This is a genomic window from Streptomyces vietnamensis (genome assembly GCF_000830005.1).
Taxonomy (GTDB): Bacteria; Actinomycetota; Actinomycetes; order Streptomycetales; family Streptomycetaceae; genus Streptomyces; species Streptomyces vietnamensis.
Window position 1 is genome coordinate 2725447 of the sequence record NZ_CP010407.1, and the last position, 17479, is coordinate 2742925.

The 17479-nt window shown below is 71.2% G+C and carries 14 protein-coding genes and 3 tRNA genes; 9 read left to right on the plus strand and 8 right to left on the minus strand.

The features are described from left to right. The first annotated feature begins 1 nt into the window (after position 1). Positions 2-2053 (plus strand): phosphocholine-specific phospholipase C, encoded by a 2052-nt coding sequence (locus SVTN_RS12150; RefSeq protein WP_041129102.1) that lies wholly within the window; start codon positions 2-4, stop codon positions 2051-2053. A gap of 57 nt (positions 2054-2110) precedes the next feature. Here the strand turns inward: SVTN_RS12150 and SVTN_RS44245 are convergent, their stop codons facing one another. Beyond that, positions 2111-2269, minus strand: a complete 159-nt coding sequence (locus SVTN_RS44245) for a hypothetical protein (protein WP_159026444.1) — start codon at positions 2267-2269, stop codon at positions 2111-2113. A 197-nt stretch (positions 2270-2466) separates the two neighbouring features. Here SVTN_RS44245 and SVTN_RS12155 point away from each other — a divergent pair, with 197 nt between their 5' ends. The 3 genes from SVTN_RS12155 (at position 2467) to SVTN_RS12165 (ending at position 4256) form a co-directional block, all read left to right on the plus strand. Further along, positions 2467-2946 carry a hypothetical protein gene (locus tag SVTN_RS12155; RefSeq protein WP_041129103.1) on the plus strand — a complete coding sequence of 160 codons (480 nt, stop codon included), beginning with the start codon at positions 2467-2469 and terminating at the stop codon, positions 2944-2946. Positions 2947-3051: 105 nt separating this feature from the next. After that, positions 3052-3609: a SigE family RNA polymerase sigma factor gene (locus SVTN_RS12160; protein WP_041129104.1), complete on the plus strand. Its 558-nt coding sequence runs from the start codon at positions 3052-3054 to the stop codon at positions 3607-3609. Continuing rightward, on the plus strand, positions 3606-4256 hold the full coding sequence (locus SVTN_RS12165) for a hypothetical protein (RefSeq protein ID WP_041129105.1): 651 nt from the start codon (positions 3606-3608) through the stop codon (positions 4254-4256). Before SVTN_RS12160 ends, SVTN_RS12165 begins: the two co-directional genes overlap by 4 nt. Before the next feature lie 564 nt (positions 4257-4820). Here SVTN_RS12165 and SVTN_RS12170 read toward each other — a convergent pair. The 3 genes from SVTN_RS12170 to SVTN_RS12180 all read right to left on the minus strand — a co-directional run bounded on the left by SVTN_RS12170 (position 4821) and on the right by SVTN_RS12180 (position 5211). Continuing rightward, positions 4821-4894 (minus strand) — tRNA-Ile (locus SVTN_RS12170). A 166-nt stretch (positions 4895-5060) separates the two neighbouring features. Next, positions 5061-5133: transfer RNA gene (locus SVTN_RS12175), tRNA-Asn, on the minus strand. Positions 5134-5138: 5 nt separating this feature from the next. Beyond that, a tRNA-Asn gene (locus SVTN_RS12180) sits at positions 5139-5211 on the minus strand. Positions 5212-5347: 136 nt separating this feature from the next. Between SVTN_RS12180 and SVTN_RS12185 the strand changes: the two genes are divergently transcribed. The 5 genes from SVTN_RS12185 to SVTN_RS12205 all read left to right on the plus strand — a co-directional run bounded on the left by SVTN_RS12185 (position 5348) and on the right by SVTN_RS12205 (position 11679). Continuing rightward, positions 5348-5650 carry a hypothetical protein gene (locus tag SVTN_RS12185; RefSeq protein ID WP_041129106.1) on the plus strand — a complete coding sequence of 101 codons (303 nt, stop codon included), beginning with the start codon at positions 5348-5350 and terminating at the stop codon, positions 5648-5650. 30 nt (positions 5651-5680) lie between these two features. Further along, positions 5681-7120, plus strand: a complete 1440-nt coding sequence (locus SVTN_RS12190; protein WP_041129107.1) for an FGGY family carbohydrate kinase — start codon at positions 5681-5683, stop codon at positions 7118-7120. Between the two features lie 90 nt (positions 7121-7210). Then, positions 7211-8944, plus strand: coding sequence for an ABC transporter ATP-binding protein (locus SVTN_RS12195; RefSeq protein ID WP_041129108.1), 1734 nt, complete (start codon positions 7211-7213; stop codon positions 8942-8944). Next, positions 8944-10881, plus strand: coding sequence for an ABC transporter ATP-binding protein (locus tag SVTN_RS12200; RefSeq protein WP_041129109.1), 1938 nt, complete (start codon positions 8944-8946; stop codon positions 10879-10881). The genes SVTN_RS12195 and SVTN_RS12200 overlap by 1 nt, the downstream gene beginning before the upstream one ends. A gap of 45 nt (positions 10882-10926) precedes the next feature. Next, positions 10927-11679: a hypothetical protein gene (locus tag SVTN_RS12205; protein WP_159026445.1), complete on the plus strand. Its 753-nt coding sequence runs from the start codon at positions 10927-10929 to the stop codon at positions 11677-11679. Here the strand turns inward: SVTN_RS12205 and SVTN_RS12210 are convergent. The 4 genes from SVTN_RS12210 to SVTN_RS12225 all read right to left on the minus strand — a co-directional run bounded on the left by SVTN_RS12210 (position 11667) and on the right by SVTN_RS12225 (position 17453). Further along, positions 11667-12683: an RNA polymerase sigma factor gene (locus SVTN_RS12210; RefSeq protein ID WP_245727523.1), complete on the minus strand. Its 1017-nt coding sequence runs from the start codon at positions 12681-12683 to the stop codon at positions 11667-11669. The two genes, SVTN_RS12205 and SVTN_RS12210, sit on opposite strands and share 13 nt — an antisense overlap. Before the next feature lie 117 nt (positions 12684-12800). Continuing rightward, positions 12801-14684 carry a DNA primase gene (gene dnaG, locus SVTN_RS12215; RefSeq protein WP_078908320.1) on the minus strand — a complete coding sequence of 628 codons (1884 nt, stop codon included), beginning with the start codon at positions 14682-14684 and terminating at the stop codon, positions 12801-12803. A gap of 67 nt (positions 14685-14751) precedes the next feature. After that, on the minus strand, positions 14752-16011 hold the full coding sequence (locus tag SVTN_RS12220) for an NAD(P)/FAD-dependent oxidoreductase (protein WP_041129111.1): 1260 nt from the start codon (positions 16009-16011) through the stop codon (positions 14752-14754). A 125-nt stretch (positions 16012-16136) separates the two neighbouring features. Continuing rightward, positions 16137-17453 carry a deoxyguanosinetriphosphate triphosphohydrolase gene (locus tag SVTN_RS12225; RefSeq protein ID WP_041129112.1) on the minus strand — a complete coding sequence of 439 codons (1317 nt, stop codon included), beginning with the start codon at positions 17451-17453 and terminating at the stop codon, positions 16137-16139. Positions 17454-17479: the final 26 nt, after the last annotated feature.

Below are 17479 nucleotides of genomic sequence, written 5' to 3' on the forward strand. Positions count from 1 at the left end.
CATGGCCGACCTCAATCGCCGCCGGTTTCTCCAGCTGACCGGCGGCGCCGCCGCGTTCACGATGCTCTCGGAGAGCATCGCCCGCGCCGCCGCGATACCGGCGCAGGGATCAACCGGCACGATCCAGGACATCGAGCACATCGTCGTCCTGATGCAGGAGAATCGTTCCTTCGACCACTATTTCGGGGCGATGAAGGGCGTACGGGGCTTCGGCGACCCGCGTCCGGTCACCCTCCCCAGCGGGAAGTCGGTCTGGAACCAGGAGGACAACTCCGGGAACACCACGCTGCCCTTCCGGCCGACCAGCGACAAGCTGGGCATGGAGTACCTCCAGGGCCTGAACCACGACTGGCAGGGCGGCCAGAGCGCGTGGAACAAGGGCAAGTACAACAACTGGATCCCGGCCAAGACCAAGGCCACGATGGCGCACCTCACCCGTGAGGACATCCCGTTCCACTACGCGCTCGCCGACGCCTTCACCATCTGCGACGCGTACCACTGCTCGTTCATCGGCGCGACCGACCCCAACCGCTACTACATGTGGACCGGTTACGTCGGCAACGACGGCACGGGCGGCGGCCCCGTCCTGAACAACGCCGAGGCGGGCTACGGCTGGACCACCTACCCCGAGCGCCTGGAGGCGGCCGGCGTCTCCTGGAAGGTCTACCAGGACATCGGCGACGGCCTGAACGCGGCCGGCTCGTGGGGCTGGATCAACGACGCCTTCCGCGGCAACTACGGCGACAACTCCCTCCTCTACTTCAACACCTACCGGAACGCGCAGCCGGGCAGCCCGCTGTACGACAAGGCCCGCACGGGCACGAACGCCAAGGCGGGCGAGGGCTACTTCGACAGGCTCCGCGCCGACGTACAGGCGGGCACCCTCCCCCAGATCTCCTGGATCGCCGCCCCCGAGGCCTTCTCGGAGCACGCCAACTGGCCCGCCAACTACGGCGCCTGGTACATCGCGCAGGTCCTGGACGCGCTGACCTCGAACCCGGACGTGTGGGCCCGTACCGCCCTGTTCATCACGTACGACGAGAACGACGGCTTCTTCGACCACGTGGTCCCGCCGTTCGTCCCGGGCGACGCCTCCTGGGGCAAGTCCACGGTCGCCACCTCCCTGGACTGGTTCAACGGCAAGGTCGGCTACGCTGCCGGCCCCTACGGCCTCGGCCCGCGCGTCCCGATGATCGTCGTCTCCCCCTGGTCCAAGGGCGGCTACACCTGCTCCGAGACCTTCGACCACACCTCGGTCATCCGCTTCATGGAGAGCCGCTTCGGGGTGCGCGAGCCCAACATCTCGCCCTGGCGCCGGGCGATCTGCGGCGACCTGACCTCGGCCTTCGACTTCACGCGCACGGACACGCAGCCGGCCGCGCTGCCGCCGACGGCCGGCTACTACCCGCCGGACAAGAACCGCCACCCGGACTTCCCGGCCACCGCCCCGGCCGTCGGCACGATGCCCCGCCAGGAGCCGGGCGGCAAGCCCACCCGCCCGCTGAAGTACGCCCCGTACGTGGACGGCGCCGCCGACACCACGGCCGGCACCTACACCCTCACCTTCAGCGGCGGCCCGGCGGCGGGCGCCCAGTTCTACGTGACGTCGGCGAACCGCACGGACGTCCCGTGGACGTACACGGCCGAGGCGAACAAGTCGATCGCCGACACCTGGAACACCAAGTACTCCAAGGGCACCACGGACCTCACGGTCCACGGCCCCAACGGCTTCCTCCGCCGCTTCCGCTCCCCCGGCAAGACGGCGGTCCCGGAGGTCACCGCCCGGCACAACGCCACCGCGGGCACCCTGGACCTCACCTTCGTCAACGCGGGCGCGGCGACGACGGTGAGCATCGCGAACGCCTACGGCACCACGGTGTCCCTCGCCGTCCCGAAGGGCACCACGACCCACAGCCTCGACGTCTCCGCCGCCCACCACTGGTACGACGTCACGATCACCTCCCCGGTCCACGCGGACTTCCTCCGCCGCCTGGCCGGGCACGTCGAGACCGGTGCCGCGAGCCAGTCCGACCCGGGCATCCTGACCGCCTGATCACACGGTGAGGGCCCGTACGCGTCGCGTACGGGCCCTCACCGCGTTCCCCGCCGCTCAGCCGAAGCGGCCCTCCACGTAGTCCGCGGTGCGCTGGTACGTCCGGGCGGCGACGGCCACGCAGTGGTCGTTCAGGGCGAGTTGCCAGGTCCAGGTGCCGGTGGCGTCGGCGGTCATGGTGACGAGGGGGACCGCGCGGTCGAGCCCGTCGCGCATTCGCGTGTGACGATCGCCACACGCGGTGGGGTGCCGCGTGGAGCAGCGTTCCGCGGCACGGGCGCCGTCTGGGGGGTGGAGGGGACGACAGAGCCCGTCCGCTCCGGTCCCGGTGACCGGAGGCCGACGTTGTTTGTCTGGAGGAGCCAGTGATGACTTCCATCGGTTCGCGTGGATGGAGGCGTGGATGGCCGGCGGTGATCGCGGGTGTCGCGGTGCTCACGACGGGCGCGGGGACGGCGGTCGCGACGTCCGCGAGCGCGTCGCCGGCGCCGGCGGCGCCCGCGGTCGCACCGGCCGGAACGGCCTCCGCGGCCGGTGCCGTGCGGGTGGTCGCGCCGGGTGAGCGGATCGCCGTCGCCGGCGACAGGCTGTGGCTGACGACGGAGGGCCTGCACGTGGCCTCGGGCACGGGCACGGCGGATGTCCTCCGCGTCGCCGACGTGTTCCCCGGGAAGGTGGCCACGATCGCCCACGGCGACGCCTCCGGTGCGCTGTTCGCGGGGATCTACCGCGGCCCGGTGACGGCGACGACCGAGGTCACCCTCACGCTCGGGTCCCGAACCCTTCGGGCCAGGGTCGTGACCCTGGCCGGCAAGCCGGGCTGGGGTGCCTACTACGTCTTCGCCCCGAAGGTGAAGGCTTCCGTGAAGCCCTCGATCGCCGTCCGGACCTAGCCGGGAACCGCCGCTGCCGCCCCGCCCCGGGACGGGGCGGGGCGGGGCGGCAGCGGCGACCGCAGCACGTGCCCCCTCAAGACGCCGAACCGTGGCGAGGACTGATTGAGCAACGCCGACGACGAATTCCACGCCTTCATGACCGTCCGGTGGCCCGGCCTGATACGCACCGCGTATCTGCTGACCGGCAGCCATCACGATGCCGAGGACCTGGCCCAGAACGCCCTGGCCCGCGCCTACGCCAAGTGGGACAAGGTGCGGCACAGTGACGACATGGCCGCGTACGTCCGCAAGATCATGATCCACGTTCACGCGGACGGGTTCCGCCGGCGGACCGTCCGCGAGTGGTTCACCTCCCGGCTTCCGGAGACCGCGGTGGCCGACCGGACCGCACAGGTGGAACACCGCGGCGCGCTCATGGACGCGCTCGCCAGGCTGCCCCTGCGGCAGCGGTCCGCCGTGGTGCTCCGCTACTTCGAGGACATGGCCCCCGCCCAGATCGCCGCCGCCCTGGGCACCCGGGAGAGCACCGTACGCAGCCAGATCGCCCGCGGCCTGGCCGTGCTCCGCGACGACGGCGTCCTGGCCGCCCTGGCCGGACGCCCCCAGGAAGCCCGTACCCACCCGAGCGCCCCGGTCGCGCTGAAAGGAATGCCCCGATGAACCAGGACGAGGCCCTGGCCGCGGCGCTCCACGAGGCCGCGGCGTCCGTGCCGGTGGGTACGGCCCCCACGGCGGCCGTGATGCGGCGGGGAACGACGATCCGCCGGCGCCGCAAGGCGATCCGCTCCGCCGTCGTGGCGGCCGCGGTGCTCGTCCCGGTGGCCGGTGCGGCGTTCTCCACGACCTTCGACCCGCCCTCCCGACCCTCCGCGCCGGTGGCGTCGCCGGCGACACCGGCGGCGGTGGAGGTGGTGGCTCCGGGCGAGGAGGTGACGCTCGGCGGCGGCAGCACGATGCGGCTGACGGCTCAGGGCGTGTCCCTTTCGACGCCGAAGGCCTCGGGCTCCGAGGAGCGACTGATGAAGGTGGCCGAGGTGCCCGGGGGAAAGGTCTCGGCCACCACGGCCGGCGACACCACCGGCACCGTGTGGGCCGGCGTCTACCGCGGCCCCGAGAGGCCCGCCGGGGTGACCCTTTCCGCGGGAGGCCGGACGACGAACGCCCGCATCGTCACGCTGCCCGGCCACCCCGGCTGGGTCGCCTTCCACGCGTACGACGCCCATGCCGGGACGGACGGCTTCACCATCACCGTCCTGGGCGCCGACGGCACGGTCCTGGCGTCACAGGCCAAGCCCGGCGAAGGCTGAAGGCGTCGAGGGGGTGGCCTCCGGTCGGCAATTCCCCCTCCCACAAGCCGACTTGGGCTGCCCATCCAGACAGATCAAGTGGGCCGCCACCAGGCGCCACCCCCGCGTCAGGAGCGGCGCGGTCGTGCCCGCCCGGGCCTCGGCGGGTGGCGTCGGCGCCACCTTGGCGATCGGAGCCCCGGCCGGCCTCCACCCCGCGATCCGCGCGGCCCGGCTCGCCCCGGCCGGAGCCCTGTCGGGGACGTGGCCGACCGACCGGCCCGCTCCGGGCGGCGTCCGCGCACCACGGCGGCGCCGACTCCCGGGGCGGGCCCTTCCAGCAGCACCCGGGGCGCAGAAAATCGATGCGGTGTGCGGCGTGTCACACGCAGGAGCCGTGGGATCGCCGTGCGATCATCGTCGCGGATTCACACCCACGTTCCATCCGAAACCCCGGGTCGAGAAGGCCGGGGCCCGGTGGAGCGGACCGGAGGCGCCCGTCTCGTCTCGCCGACGAGAGGCGGCCACCACGCGTGAGGACACCCCTTCAGGGGTGTCCTCACAGGTCAGAACGTTTTTCTTCTGTGGGGCGGGTGGGACTCGAACCCACGGCCGACGGATTATGAGTCCGCTGCTCTAACCGGCTGAGCTACCGCCCCGATCGGTGAGGCGCGTACATGTGTGCGCGCCGTCTGCCGCAGCATAGCCGCTCATACGATCTCCTGCTCCGGATGATCGGCTCTGCTCGACCATGAAGACCGCACCGCGCCCCGCATGGTTCCCGGAGACGCGAAAAAGGACCCCGAAGGGTCCTTTTCCGTCTCGCTCCCCCGACTGGACTCGAACCAGTAACCCTCCGGTTAACAGCCGAATGCTCTGCCAATTGAGCTACAGGGGATCGCGCTCCCCCGACTGGACTCGAACCAGTAACCTGCCGGTTAACAGCCGGCTGCTCTGCCAATTGAGCTACAGGGGATTGCTGCGTTGCACCGATCGGATCCACCTCGGGCCTTGCCGGGCGGCGGCCGCTCGCTGCGAGACATACATTAGCGCAAGCAGGGGGGTGCTCCGCCAATCGGTTCCCCCAGGGCCTCCAGGGAAGGATCGCAGCCGTGCGGTACAAGCTGACGTTCGTCGTGGGACTCGCCCTCGGTTACGTGCTCGGCACGCGTGCCGGACGCGAACGCTACGAACAGATGAAGAAGTCCGCGAAGGACTTCGCGCAGAACCCCGCCGTGCGGAACGCCACCGAGTCCGCCGCCCAGACCGGGCGCCAGGCCGCGGGCAAGGCCCTGCACGTCGTCGGCGACAGGCTGCCGCACTCCGTGGCCGACCGGGTCCACGCGCTGCGCGAGCGCCGGCAGGGCAACGGGAAGGTCTACGAGGACGACGACTGGGGCACCAGCAACACCTGATCCCCCTCGCGTGCGGCAGAATCATGTGCCATGGGGATAGTCGCCGGACTGGACAGCTCTGCGGAGTTCACACGCATCGTCGTCTGTGACACGGACACGGGTGCCGTACTGCGGCAGGGGTACGCCGCGCATCCCGGCGAACCCAAGGCCGTCGACGTCGATCCGCAGACCTGGCTGCTCTCGCTCGGGGAGGCCGCCGCCGGCGGGCTCCTGGAGGGCGTGGAGGCCATCGGCGTCTCCGCGCAGCAGCACGGGCTCGTGCCGCTCGACGCGCAGGGCGGCCTGGTGCGGCCCGCGCTCGTGCGCAACGACAAGCGGGCGCAGGTGGCCGCCGCCGACCTCGTGGAGTCCCTGGGCGGACGGCAGGCCTGGGCCGAGGCCGTCGGCAGCGTGCCCGGTGCCGGACAGGCGGTCGCCAAGCTGCGCTGGCTGGCCCGTACGGAGCCGGAGAACGCCCAGCGGGTCGCCATGGTCCTCCAGCCCCACGACTGGCTCGTCTGGCAGCTCCTCGGCCGGCCCGCCCGTCGCACCACCGACCGCGGCGCCGCCTCCGGCACCGGCTACTGGTCGGTCGGCACCGGGATGTACCGCCCCGACCTCGTCGAACTGGCCCTCGGCCACCAGGCCGTGCTGCCCGAGGTCCTCGGGCCCTCCGACGCCGCCGGCATCACCCCCGAGGGCCTCCTCGTCTCCGCCGGTACGGGCGAGACGATGGCCGCCGCCTTCGGCCTCGGCCTCGGCCCCGGCGACGCGGTGGTCTCGCTCGGCGCCTCCGGCTCCGTGATGGCCGTGCACCACGAGGCCCTCGCCGACCCCAGCGGCATGATCACCTCCTTCGCCGACGCCACCGGCATGTACCTGCCCGTCGTCTCCACCTCCAATGCCGTACGGGCGCTGCGCGGCACCGCCGAGATGCTGGGCGTGGAGTCGCTCGAGGAGCTGTCGGCGCTGGCCCTGAAGTCGACGCCCGGCGCCTCCGGGCTCGTCCTGCTGCCCTATCTGGAGGGCGAGCGGACCCCGAACCTGCCGCACACCGCCGGCACGCTCAGCGGGCTGCGGCGCGAGTCGATGAAGCCCGAACACCTGGCGCGGGCGGCGTTCGAGGGGATGCTCTGCGCGCTCACCGACGCCATGGACGTCCTGCGCGGGCGGGGCGTCGAGGTGCGGCGGGTCTTCCTGCTCGGCGCGGCCGCCGCCCTGCCGGCCGTACAGGCCTTCGCCCCGGCGCTCTTCGGCGCCCAGGTCGTCGTCCCCCAGCCCGCCGACTACGCGGCGCTCGGCGCGGCCCGGCAGGCCGCCTGGGCCCTCGGGGTCGCCCGGGGCACGCTCTCCCCGGCCGCTCCCCCGGCCTGGCAGGGCGCGGTCGCGCAGATCCTGGAGCCCGGCGAGGAACTGTCGGTCGGACAGGCCGTACGGCAGCAGTACGTGGCGACGCGGGAGCAGATCCACCCGGGCGCGTTCACGGCCTGAGCCCCCGGGCACGCCCGCGCCGGGCGCCCGCACGCCCGCGCCCCAAAACCGAGTCGTAACGTCACAGGGACGCGGGCGATAGTAGGAGCCGTGCTCATAAGACTTCTCCGAACCCACCTGCGGCCGTATCGAAAACCCATCGCGCTGCTCGTCCTGCTGCAGTTCCTGCAGACCTGCGCGAGCCTCTATCTGCCGACCCTGAACGCCGACATCATCGACAACGGTGTCGTGAACGGGGACACCGGCTACATCCTGCGCTTCGGCGCCCTGATGGTCGGCGTCTCCGTCGTCCAGGTCCTCTGCAACATCGGGGCCGTGTACTACGGCGCGCGCACCGCCTCGGCGCTCGGCCGCGACGTGCGCGGCGCGGTCTTCGACCGGGTCCAGTCCTTCTCCGCCCGGGAGCTCGGCCACTTCGGCGCACCCTCGCTGATCACCCGTACGACCAATGACGTGCAGCAGGTCCAGATGCTGGTCCTGATGGCGTTCACCCTGATGGTCTCCGCGCCCATCATGTGCGTCGGCGGCATCGTGATGGCGCTCGGCCAAGACGTCCCCCTGTCGGGCGTGCTGCTCGCGGTGGTGCCGGTGCTCGGCGTCGCCGTCTCGCTGATCGTGCGGAAGATGCGGCCGCTGTTCCGGACGATGCAGGAGCGGCTCGACACGGTGAACCGGGTGCTGCGCGAGCAGATCACCGGCAACCGGGTCATCCGCGCCTTCGTGAAGGACGGGTACGAGGAGGAGCGCTTCCGCGGCGCCAACGGCGAGCTGACCGACGTGTCGATGGCGACCGGGCGGCTGATGGCGCTGATGTTCCCGACGGTCATGACCGTCGTGAACGTCTCCAGCGTGGCCGTGGTCTGGTTCGGCGCGCAGCGCATCGACAGCGGCGGGATGGAGATCGGCGCGCTGACCGCCTTCCTCGCCTATCTGATGCAGATCGTGATGGCCGTCATGATGGCCACCTTCATGTTCATGATGGTGCCGCGCGCCGAGGTCTGCGCAGAGCGCATCGAGGAGGTCCTCGGGACCGAGACGAGCGTCGTGCCGCCGGCCGAGCCGGTGAAGACGCTCGACCGGCGCGGGCACCTGGAGGTCAGGAGCGCGGACTTCCGGTACCCGGGCGCGGAGGAGTCGGTCCTCAAGGACGTGGCGCTGGTCGCCCGGCCCGGTGAGACCACCGCGATCATCGGTTCGACGGGCAGCGGCAAGTCGACGCTGCTCGGTCTGGTGCCCCGGCTCTTCGACGCCACCGGCGGCGAGGTCCTCGTCGACGGCGTCGACGTGCGGAAGCTCGACCCGCAGCTGATGGCGAAGACCGTCGGGCTCGTCCCGCAGAAGCCGTACCTGTTCTCCGGGACGGTGGCGACGAACCTGCGGTACGGGAAGCCCGACGCGACCGACGAGGAGCTCTGGCACGCCCTGGAGGTCGCCCAGGCCAAGGACTTCGTGTCCAAGCTGGAGGGCGGCCTGAACGCCCCGATCGCGCAGGGCGGCACCAACGTCTCCGGCGGGCAGCGGCAGCGGCTCGCCATCGCGCGGACGCTCGTGCAGCGGCCGGAGATCTACCTGTTCGACGACTCCTTCTCCGCGCTCGACTACGAGACGGACGCCCTGCTCCGGGCCGCGCTCGCCGAGGAGACGGCCGACTCGACCGTGGTGATCGTCGCCCAGCGCGTGTCGACCATCCGCGACGCCGACCGGATCGTCGTCCTCGACGAGGGCCGGGTCGTGGGCACCGGACGGCACCGCGAGCTGATGGCGGACAACGAGACGTACCGGGAGATCGTGCTCTCCCAGCTGACCGAGGCGGAGGCAGCCTGATGGCCGGTCCTGGCGGACGCATGATGATGGGCCAGTCCGGTGAGCGGTCCATGGACTTCAAGGGCTCGGGCAAGCGGCTGCTCAAGCAGCTGGCGCCCGAACGCGGCACGCTCTGGCTGATGCTGATCGCCGGCGTGCTGTCGGTGGCGGCCTCCGTGGTCGGGCCGAAGATCCTCGGCAAGGCGACGGACCTGATCTTCGCGGGCGTCATCGGGCAGACCGCGGGGAAGAACGCGCCCGAGGGCGCCACGAAGGCACAGGTCCTGGAGAAGCTCCGCGCCTCCGGCGACGGCGGCATGGCCGACATGCTGTCCGGGGTCGACTTCACCCCCGGCAAGGGCATCGACTTCGGCGCGGTCGGCGAGGTCCTGCTGTGGGTCCTCGCGATCTACGTGGCGGCGGGCCTGCTCATGCTGGTCTCCACCCGCATGTCGATCAAGGTGATCAACCGGACGGTCTACCGGATGCGGGAGGACGTCCAGACGAAGCTGGCGCGGCTCCCCCTCTCGTACTTCGACAAGGCGAAGCGCGGCGAGGTGCTGTCCCGGGCGACCAACGACATCGACAACATCTCGCAGACCCTCCAGCAGTCGATGGGCCAGCTGATCAACTCGCTGCTCACGATCGTCGGCGTGCTCTTCATGATGTTCTGGATCTCGCCGCTGCTCGCCCTGGTGGCGCTGGTGACGGTGCCGCTGTCGGTCTTCGTCGCGGCGAAGATCGGCAAGCGCTCGCAGCCGCACTTCGTACAGCAGTGGAAGTCGACGGGCGCGCTCAACGCGCACATCGAGGAGATGTACACCGGGCACGGCCTGGTGAAGGTCTTCGGACGGCAGGAGGAGTCCGCGAAGGACTTCCGCGAGCAGAACGAGGCCCTGTACGAGGCCGGGTTCAAGGCGCAGTTCAACAGCGGTGTCATGCAGCCGGTGATGTTCTTCGTCTCGAACATCAACTACGTCCTGGTGGCCGTGGTCGGCGGTCTGCGGGTGGCGACCGGCAGCCTGTCCATCGGTGACGTGCAGGCCTTCATCCAGTACTCGCGCCAGTTCTCGATGCCGCTGACGCAGGTCGCGTCGATGGCGAACCTGGTGCAGTCCGGCGTCGCCTCGGCGGAGCGGATCTTCGAGCTCCTCGACGCCGAGGAGCAGGAGCCGGACGCGCCGACGAGCGAGAAGCCGGTGGACCTCAAGGGCAAGGTGGCCCTGGAGGGCGTCTCCTTCCGCTACGAGGAGGACAAGCCGCTCATCGAGGACCTGTCGCTCACGGTCGACCCGGGCCAGACGGTCGCGATCGTCGGCCCGACCGGCGCCGGCAAGACGACCCTGGTGAACCTGCTCATGCGGTTCTACGAGGTGACGGACGGCCGGATCACCCTGGACGGGGTGGACGTCGCGAAGATGTCCCGCGAGGAGCTGCGCAAGGGCATCGGCATGGTCCTCCAGGACACCTGGCTCTTCGGCGGCACCATCGCGGACAACATCGCGTACGGCGCCACGCGCACGGTGACCCGGGAGGAGATCGAGGAGGCGGCGCGCGCCGCGCACGCCGACCGCTTCATCCGGACCCTGCCCGAGGGCTACGACACGGTGATCGAGGACGACGGGGCGGGGGTCAGCGCGGGCGAGAAGCAGCTGATCACCATCGCCCGGGCGTTCCTGTCCGACCCGGTGATCCTCGTCCTGGACGAGGCGACCAGCTCGGTCGACACCCGCACCGAGGTCCTCATCCAGAAGGCCATGGCCCGACTCGCCCACGGGCGCACGTCGTTCGTGATCGCGCACCGGCTCTCCACGATCCGGGACGCCGACGTGATCCTGGTGATGGAGAACGGCTCGATCGTCGAACAGGGCACGCACGAGGAGCTGTTGTCGTCCGGCGGGGCCTACGCCCGGCTGTACGCCGCGCAGTTCGCGCAGGCGGTCGCCGAGGTCGACTGACCGGACGATCGACTTCGCCGTGGCCCGTGTCGCATGATGTGCGGCATGGGCCACTTCTCGAAGACCCCCGACTCCCCTGCCGGTCCTGAGCCGTTGACCGGTGTGACGAAGGTGCCGGGGCAGACGCCGCCGGGCTGGAAGGGCGCGGGCGCCGGGCTGTCCTTCCCGCCGCCGGACCGGTCGTACTCCCTCCTGGAGGGCTGGGAGTTCGGCCCGTTCTTCGAGCCCTACACGATCGAGGGGAACGGCCCTCGGATGCTCCCCTGGGGCGACCACTTCCCGGACGGACCGTTCCTGCTCGAAGCCGCGCACCAGGGTGACGGACACTTCTCCATCCTGGCCCACACCGAGCTGGACGCCCCGATCCCCGATCTCTACTTCAACGTCCTGCTCCGGGACTTCAGGGGCAGCACGGTCCCGCAGAAGCGCCGGCCGAAGCTCAAGGTGTCGGCGTCCAACGCCTGGATCCTGCGGGTGAAGCCCGTGGCCGCCGCCCGCCGGCTGACCGGGACCATGACGGGGTACGGCCACGAGGCCCTGCTGTACACGGGTCCGGCGACCGATCTCCGCGTACGGTTCCGGGGCAGGGAGGCGGGCCGCCACGGCCACGTCGGCCTGTGGTGCCACGAGGTCGGCGGGGAGACGGAGCTCAGGGAGGAGCGGCGCAGCCTGCTCCTCAACGAGACCAGTAAGGCGAAGTGCACCGTCCGGCTGCCCGAGGGGCCGCTGCTTCTGCGGTTCAACGCGGAGGGCGACTGGACCCTGACCGTCGAAGAGCCTCGCTCTCAGTCGAGGTAGCCGCGCAGCTGGTCCGCGTAGGCGTGGTCCCGGAGCTTGTTGAGGGTCTTGGACTCGATCTGGCGGATGCGTTCGCGCGTCACGCCGAAGATGCGTCCTATCTCCTCCAGGGTGCGGGGCCTTCCGTCGTCGAGGCCGTAGCGGAGCTGGACGACCTTCCGTTCGCGTTCGCCGAGGGTGGAGAGGACGTCCTCCAGGTGGCGGCGGAGCAGCAGGAAGGCGGCGGACTCGACGGGTGAGGCGGCGTCGCCGTCCTCGATGAGGTCGCCGAGGGCGACGTCCTCCTCCTCGCCGACGGGCGCGTGCAGCGAGACGGGTTCCTGGGCGAGGCGGAGGACCTCGCCGACCCGTTCGGGGGCCAGGTCGAGCTGGGCGGCGACCTCTTCGGCGGTGGGTTCGTAGCCGCGCTCCTGGAGCATGCGGCGCTGGACGCGGATGACCCGGTTGATGAGTTCCACGACGTGCACGGGGACGCGGATGGTCCGGGCCTGGTCGGCGAGGGCCCGGGACATGGCCTGGCGGATCCACCAGGTGGCGTACGTGGAGAACTTGTAGCCGCGCGCGTAGTCGAACTTCTCGACGGCCCTGATGAGGCCGAGGTTCCCCTCCTGGACGAGGTCGAGCATGGTGAGGCCGCGGCCCACGTACCGCTTGGCGACGGAGACGACGAGGCGGAGGTTGGCCTCGATGAGCTTGCGCTTGGCGATCCGGCCGAGGACGACGAGCCGGTCCAGGTCGATCGCCAACTGCGTGTCCAGATCAGGGGTGTTGGCGAGCTTCTCCTCGGCGAACAGTCCGGCCTCGACGCGGCGGGCGAGGTCGACCTCCTCTTCCGCGGTGAGCAGCGGGATGCGGCCGATCTCGCGCAGGTACTGGCGGAAGAGGTCGGAGGAGGGGCCGTTGCCGCCGAGGTCGCCGGTGCGGCGGCGCTGGGGCGGGATCTCGGGGAGCTCGGTCTGCTCGTCCGGTTCGGCGGTCTGGCTCGGCTGGATCTCGGTCTGCACGGCGGGCGACCTCCAGGAGGGGCGGAACGGCACCGTCACCCAGTGTGGGGTACGACACAGCGACGCCACGAGGGGCGTGCGGTGACTTTTTGAGACCGGGACGTGACCGAACGTGTGTCAGAGGGCGGCGGCGCCGTGCGCTTGCAGCGCCGCTTTGTACTGCTGGAGGACGAAGAGCTCCTGCTGGGCGGCGCTCACCTGCTCCGGGTTCGTGTGGCTCAGCCGCTTCAGCGCGGCGTTGAGCTGATCGATGCGGCGGTCCACCGCACGGCGCCGGACCTCAACCAACTGCACGGACGCGTAGACCTCGTCCGCGCCCTTGGCTGCGAGGATCCTCTCCACGGCGAGCTCACGCACGAGGGTGCGGACGGTGTCGTTGGGCGCGGCCGCGAGAACGGCGTCCATATAGTCGGCGGGGGCACCGTCGGCACCGCCCGCGTCGTGGATGCACTGGCGGACGGCCGCGTACGGCGGGGCGGTGAACTCGTCCACCCCGTACGCGTCGAAGAAGGGGGAGACCAGCTCGGGCCGTTGCAGCGCCAGCTTGAGGAGTTCCCGCTCGGTGCGGTGGGCGGCGCTGCGCAGGTTGAGCGCGGGGCCGGTAGAGGCCGTGGGGGCCGGTACGTCGTCGTATGAGCGCTGCCGGGCGGGCTGCGGGGTGTCGCCCTTGCCACGCTGCCACTGGGCGATCCGGCTGACCCGCCGCACGACGAACTGGTCCTCCATGATGCCGAGCAGCCCCGCGAGCTTGACCGCGACCCTCTGGCGCACCGACGGGTCCTTCAGCTTCGCAACGATCGGGGCGGCCTCGTTCAGGGCGGCAGCCTGGCCCGCCGGGGTCTCCAGGTCGTACCGCTTCACGATCTGCCGGAGGGCGAACTCGAAGAGCGGGGTGCGGGGCTGGACGAGCTCCGCGACGGCCTCGTCGCCCTTGGCGAGCCGGAGTTCGCAGGGGTCCATGCCGTCGGGCGCGATGGCGATGTACGTCTCGGCGGCGAACTTCTGGTCGTCCTCGAAGGCCCGCAGGGCGGCCTTCTGACCGGCCGCGTCGCCGTCGAAGGTGAAGATGACGCGGGCCGAGCCGTTGTCCATGAGGAGCCGGCGGAGGATCTTGATGTGGTCGCCGCCGAAGGCGGTGCCGCAGGTGGCGATGGCGGTGGTGACGCCGGCGAGGTGACAGGCCATGACGTCGGTGTAGCCCTCGACGACGACGGCCCGGCTGACCTTGGCGATGTCCTTCTTGGCCAGGTCGATGCCGTACAGCACCTGGGACTTCTTGTAGATCGGCGTCTCGGGCGTGTTGAGGTACTTGGGGCCGTTGTCGTCCTCGCGGAGCTTGCGCGCGCCGAAGCCGACGATCTCGCCGCCGACGTCCTTGATCGGCCACATGAGGCGGCCGCGGAAGCGGTCGATGGGGCCGCGGCGGCCGTCCTGGGAGAGGCCGGAGAGGATCAGTTCCTTGTCGGAGAAGCCCTTGCCGCGCAGGAAGCGGGTGAGGTGGTCCCAGCCGGCCGGGGAGTAGCCGACGCCGAAGTGCTCGGCGGCGGCCTGGTCGAAGCCGCGCTCGGCGAGGAACTTCCGGCCGATCTCGGCCTCGGCGGAGCCGAGTTGGTCGGCGTAGTACTGGGCGGCGATCTTGTGGGCCTCGATCAGCCGGATGCGTTCCCCGCGCTGGTGGCCGGGGTTGTAGCCGCCCTCCTCGTACCGCAGGGTGATGCCCGCCTTCGCGGCGAGGCGCTCGACCGTCTCCGAGAAGGAGAGGTGGTCGATCTTCATCACGAAGGCGATGGTGTCGCCGCCTTCCTGGCAGCCGAAGCAGTGGAAGAGTCCCTTGCTGGGGCTGACCTGGAAGGAGGGCGACTTCTCGTCGTGGAAGGGGCAGAGGCCCTTGAGGTTTCCGCCGCCCGCGTTGCGCAGCTGGAGGTATTCGGACACGACGGCGTCGATCGGGACCGCGTCCCGTACCGCCTTCACGTCGTCATCGTTGATCCTGCCTGCCACGCAGGAAAGTGTACGGGGGTACGGGGGTCGCCCCCCGGGATGTGTGGGGCCGGGTGGCCGGGGGCGATCAGGTCAGGCTCTCCAGGGGTACGGAGGGGTCGGCGAGGGCCTCCGTGTCCACGGCTGTACGGGCGCGGATGAGGTTCTGGATGGGCTCTGTGACGTCCCACACATTCACGTTCATGCCGGCGAGGACGCGGCCCTCCTTGAGCCAGAAGGCGATGAACTCGCGCTTGCCGGTGTCGCCGCGCACGACGACCTGGTCGTACGAGCCGGGCGGCGCCCAGCCCGAGTACTCCATGCCGAGGTCGTACTGGTCGGTGAAGAAGTAGGGCACCCGGTCGTACGAGACGCGCTGCCCGAGCATGGCGCGGGCGGCGGCCGGGCCGCCGTTGAGGGCGTTGGCCCAGTGCTCGACGCGGAGCCGGGTGTGGAAGAGCGGGTGGTGGACGGCGGCGATGTCGCCGGCGGCGTAGATGTCGGGGTCGGAGGTGCGCAGGGACTCGTCGACGGCGACGCCGCCGCCGTCGGCCCGGTCGACGAGGGCGAGGCCCGAGTTCTCGGCGAGGGCGGTGCGCGGGGCGGCGCCGATGGCGATCAGTACGGCGTGCGCCGGGTGCTCCTCGCCGTCGTCGGTGCGGACGGCGAGGACCATGCCGTCCTGGCCGACGATCTCGGTGAGCCGGGCGCCGAAGTGGAAGCGGACGCCGTGGTCGGTGTGCAGGTCGGCGAAGAGCTGGCCGAGCTCGGGGCCGAGGACCCGGTGCAGCGGGGTGGGGTCGGCCTCGACGATGGTGACCTCGGCGCCGTAGCCGCGGGCGGCGGAGGCGACCTCCAGGCCGATCCAGCCGGCGCCCGCGATGACCAGGTGGCCGTTGTCGCGGCCGAGCTGCTTGAGCTCGTGGCGGAGCCGCTCGGAGTGGGCGAGCCGGCGCAGGTGGTGGACGCCGGCGAGGTCGGTGCCGGGGATGTCGAGGCGGCGGGGCTCGGCGCCGGTGGCGAGGAGCAGCTTGTCGTAGGCGATGAGGGTGCCGTCGCCGAGGCGGACGGTGCGGGCCCCGCGGTCGATGGCGGTGACGGTCTGGCCGCGGTGGAGCTCGACGTCGTGCTGGGCGTACCAGGCGGCCTCGTGCACGAAGACGGAGTCGCGCTCCTCCTTCCCGAGGAGGTAGCCCTTGGAGAGGGGTGGACGCTCGTAGGGGTGCTCGCGTTCGTCGCCGATGAGGATCACCCGGCCGTTGAACCCCTCGGCGCGCAGGGTCTCCGCCGCCTTGGCCCCTGCCAGGCCCCCGCCGACGATGACAAAGGTCTGATCTGCGTCGACCACGTCGTTTCCTCCTCGTTGCGACCGGTTCCAACCTACGCCCCCGGGCGTTCGTCCCGTCGTACCCGCCCGGGCCGTGCCTGCGAGGGTCCCGTACGGAGGGAGGCGACGGAAGAGGGCCGTACGGGCTACCGGGGGGTGCGGAGGCGGGCGTGGAGGGCCCGGGCGGAGGCGTCGGTGAGGTTGGCGATCTGGTCGACGAGGACGCGCTTGCGGGCCCGGTCGTCGCGGGCCGTGTCGAACGCGGCCCGGAACTGCGGTTCGAGTCCGTCAGGTGCGCGGGCGACGAGGGCCTCGGCGAGCTCGGCGACGACGATCCGCTGGTCGGCGCGGAGCGCCTCCTGCTCGGCGCGCTGCATCACGTACCGGTCGGCGACGGCCTTGAGGACGGCGCATTCGTTGCGGGTCCCGCGGGGTACGACGAGTTCGGCGCCGTACCGCGTGAGCCGCCCCGAGCCGTAGGCCTGCCGGGTGGCGCCCTCGGCAGCCAGACAGAAGCGGCCGATGAGCTGGCTGGTGGCGTCCTTGAGGCGGGCCTGCGCGACGGCCGAGCCGTCGTAGCCGTGCGGCCACCACTCCTGGTCGACGAGCCGGTCCAGGGCCTCGGCGAGCTCCTGCGGATCGGTGTCCTCGGGTACGTAACGGCCGATGGCGACGGCGAACACGTCGGCCCGCTCGGGCTCGGCGTACAGCATGTTGGGATCGATGTGCCCGGCGTGCAGCCCGTCCTCGAAGTCGTGGACCGAGTAGGCCACGTCGTCGGACCAGTCCATGACCTGGGCCTCGAAGCACTTGCGGTGGGCGGGGGCGCCCTGCCGGATCCACTCGAAGACGGGCAGGTCGTCCTCGTACACGCCGAACTTCGGCGAGCCGGGGTCCTCGGGGTGACCGCCGCGCGCCCACGGGTACTTGGTGGCGGCGTCGAGGGCGGCCCGGGTGAGGTTGAGCCCGACGCTGACCAGCTCCCCCTCCCGGTCCTTGACGAAGCGCTTGGGCTCGATGCGGGTGAGGAGCCGGAGCGACTGGGCGTTCCCCTCGAAGCCGCCGCAGTCCTTGGCGACGTCGTTCAGCGCCTGCTCGCCGTTGTGCCCGAAGGGCGGGTGGCCCATGTCGTGGGAGAGGCAGGCGGCCTCGACGAGATCGGGGTCGCAGCCGAGGGCGGCCCCCAGCTCACGGCCGACCTGGGCGCACTCCAGGGAGTGGGTGAGCCTGGTGCGGGGGCTGGCGTCCCAGGCGTGACTGCGGGTGCCGGGCGTGACCACCTGGGTCTTGCCGGCGAGTCTGCGGAGCGCGGCCGAGTGCAGCACGCGGGCGCGGTCCCGCTGGAAGGCGGTGCGCCCGGGGCGTTTGTCGGGCTCGGCGGCCCAGCGCTCGGTCGCGGCGGAGTCGTAGCCGGGGGTGTCTGTGATGTCTGCGCTGTCCTTGGTGTCCTCGTTGCCTGCCATGCCTCGAAGGTAACCGGAGGGACCGA

Coding starts and splice junctions, on each gene's coding strand:
- SVTN_RS12150 (WP_041129102.1), top strand. CDS start 2: ATGGCCGACCTCAATCGCCGCCGGTTTCTCCAGCTGACCGGCGGCGCC.
- SVTN_RS44245 (WP_159026444.1), bottom strand. CDS start 2,269: ATGCGCGACGGGCTCGACCGCGCGGTCCCCCTCGTCACCATGACCGCC.
- SVTN_RS12165 (WP_041129105.1), top strand. CDS start 3,606: ATGAACCAGGACGAGGCCCTGGCCGCGGCGCTCCACGAGGCCGCGGCG.
- SVTN_RS12200 (WP_041129109.1), top strand. CDS start 8,944: ATGGCCGGTCCTGGCGGACGCATGATGATGGGCCAGTCCGGTGAGCGG.
- SVTN_RS12225 (WP_041129112.1), bottom strand. CDS start 17,453: ATGGCAGGCAACGAGGACACCAAGGACAGCGCAGACATCACAGACACC.
- SVTN_RS12205 (WP_159026445.1), top strand. CDS start 10,927: ATGGGCCACTTCTCGAAGACCCCCGACTCCCCTGCCGGTCCTGAGCCG.
- SVTN_RS12190 (WP_041129107.1), top strand. CDS start 5,681: ATGGGGATAGTCGCCGGACTGGACAGCTCTGCGGAGTTCACACGCATC.